This is a genomic window from Mycobacterium sp. TH-M11, from assembly GCF_057473725.1.
In genome coordinates this window covers 1-2,426 of the sequence record NZ_JBYCLD010000415.1, presented here as the reverse complement: position 1 = coordinate 2,426, position 2,426 = coordinate 1, and the positions used below count along the sequence as shown (strand labels likewise).

The following is a 2,426-nucleotide window of genomic DNA, read 5'->3' as shown; positions in this document are numbered from 1 at the left end:
CGCTTGGATTCAGGCGGTCGCTGCAACAAACGTGGACGGGTCTGACAGTAGTCGGTCGAGTTCTTCGGCGGGGGTGCGCCAGCCGAGGCGTTTGCGGGGTCGGGCGTTGAGTTCGGCGGCGACGTTGTCGAGGATGCCGGGGCCGTGGAACGACAGGTCGGTGCCTTTGGGGAAGTACTGGCGGAGCAGTCCGTTGGTGTTCTCGTTGGTGCCGCGCTGCCAGGGGCTGTGCGGGTCGCAGAAGTAGATCGGCAGGCCGGTAGCCTCGGTGATCTTGGTGTGCAGCGCCATCTCTTTGCCCTGGTCCCAGGCCAGCGATAGACGCAGTACCTCGGGGAGATCAGAGATCTTTGCGGTCATGGCATCGGCGACGGTGGCCGCGCGGCGGTCCTCGGGCAGGTGCAGCAGCAGGACAAAGCCGGTGGTCCGCTCCACCAGGGTGGCGATCTGGGAGGCCTGGTTCTTGCCGATGATCAAGTCGCCTTCCCAATGCCCGGGTATCGCACGGTCGTCGGCCTCGGCCGGCCGCTCACTGATATTGACCATGTCCTTGATCTTGCCGGGCCCTTCAGTTGTGTTGCGGCCCTGAGGCTTACGTCGCGTACGCCCGGTCCGCAATGCCTCTTTGACGAGGCGGGCCAACTCCCCGCGGGGTTGGACGTAGAGGGCCTGGTAGATGGTTTCGTGAGACACCCACATCTCCGGATCGTCGGGGAAATCCTCGCGCAGCCGGCCCGCAATCTGTTGCGGGCTGTGCCGCCGTTTCAAGCGTCGCACAACCTCGGCCAGCAGCGCCGGATTCGTCTCCAGCTTGCGCAGCTTGGGGCGTGCTCGGGCCGCGTCGACGGCGTCCTGGCCGGTGCGGGCGCGATACACCCGACCAGGGCTGGTCACGCCCCGGCAAGCCTCCCGATGGATCGTCGAGCGATCCCGGCCCAGCAGGTCGGCTGCCTGGGCTTGGGTGTAGCCGTCCTCGAGCAAATCCTCCAGGCGGCAGCGTTCGACAAACGTCATCACCGGCGGCACAGACGCGCATTCGGGTTCAACACCAGCCGGGACAGGGGTTCTGGGCACATACCCAGCCTGTTGGACCCAACGTCGGCAGGTGTGTTCTGACACGCCGGCGTTCACCGCGGCCTGTCTCGGAGTCGCGCCACCGCGCAGCGCACCCCAGAACGCGTCCTTGACCTGCTGCGAATACCGCAAGCCGTAGTGCTTGGTTTTGGTCTGATACCCCGCAGACCTAGCCCACTGCCGGCCCGTCGCCCCCGAAACCCCAGCTACCGTCGCCGCCGCCGTCGGTGACAAACCCGACCCGAGCGACTCCCAGAACCTCTCCCACACAAAATCCGGTACCCGCCGATCACCACGGCCCCGAAACCCCGCGTGATACCCCATACCGCACCAACACCTCTCGATCAGGTGTTGCAGCGATCACTTGAGCCTGACTCGCTACCGGCCTACCAAACCTCACACTCGCGAATTCGGCCCCGTCCGGCGTCGGGGATACTGCCACACGTGACGCTGACCGACGCGGCGTTGGCCGCCGAACTGGCAGTCGACGCCGGAAAGCTCTTGCTGGCGGTGCGTGACGAGGTGGGCTTCGCTCAACCCTGGCACCTCGGCGACACCGGTGACGGCCGAGCCAACCAGCTGATCATCCGCAGGCTCCGTGATGCGCGTCCCGGCGACGCGGTGCTCAGCGAGGAATCGCCGGACGACCTGGTCCGGCTGCGGTCAGACCGGGTCTGGATTGTCGACCCGCTCGACGGCACCCGCGAATTCACCACACCGGGGCGCGACGACTGGGCGGTGCACATCGCACTGTGGCAGCGTGGCGGCCCCGACGGCTCTGGCACCATCACCGACGCCGCGGTGTCACTGCCGGCCTACGACAACCGAAGCAACGTGGTCTTCCGCACCGACACCGTCACCCGGGCCCCAGCACCGACCGAGACTCCGAATCCCATTCGGGTCGCGGTCAGCGCGTCGCGGATGCCGGCGGTGGTTCGGCTCATCCGCGAGGTGTTGCCGGTGGAGCCGGTGCTGATGGGTTCGGCGGGCGCCAAGGCGATGGCCGTGGTGCGCGGCGACGTGGACGCCTACCTGCACGCTGGCGGGCAGTGGGAATGGGATTCGGCAGCCCCGGCCGGTGTGGTGTTGGCGGCGGGCCTGCATGCCTCGCGCATCGACGGGTCGCCGTTGCGCTACAACCGCCCCGACCCCTACCTGCCCGACCTGCTGATGTGCCGGCCCGATGTGGCGCCGATCCTGCTGGACGCGATGCGGCGGACGGTCCTTTAGAGGAGGGGCCTTAAAGTCGTGGGCATGCAATCGTGGTCCGCGCCGGCCGTTCCGGTCCTGCCCGGGCGCGGCCCGGCGCTGCGCCTCTATGACACCGCCGACCGGCAGGTGCGTCCGGTGTC

Annotated in this window: 3 protein-coding genes; 2 read left to right on the top strand and 1 reads right to left on the bottom strand. The window is 67.8% G+C overall.

The features are described from left to right. Window positions 1–9: 9 nt before the first annotated feature. On the bottom strand, window positions 10–1,206 hold the full coding sequence (locus tag AC2VOG_RS16345) for an IS30 family transposase (RefSeq protein ID WP_486940914.1): 1,197 nt from the start codon (window positions 1,204–1,206) through the stop codon (window positions 10–12). Between the two features lie 312 nt (window positions 1,207–1,518). Here AC2VOG_RS16345 and AC2VOG_RS16340 point away from each other — a divergent pair, with 312 nt between their 5' ends. Next, window positions 1,519–2,304 carry a 3'(2'),5'-bisphosphate nucleotidase CysQ gene (locus tag AC2VOG_RS16340; RefSeq protein WP_486940913.1) on the top strand — a complete coding sequence of 262 codons (786 nt, stop codon included), beginning with the start codon at window positions 1,519–1,521 and terminating at the stop codon, window positions 2,302–2,304. A 24-nt stretch (window positions 2,305–2,328) separates the two neighbouring features. Next, the coding region (locus AC2VOG_RS16335) for a hypothetical protein (RefSeq protein ID WP_486940915.1) at window positions 2,329–2,426 on the top strand (98 nt) is incomplete at its 3' end.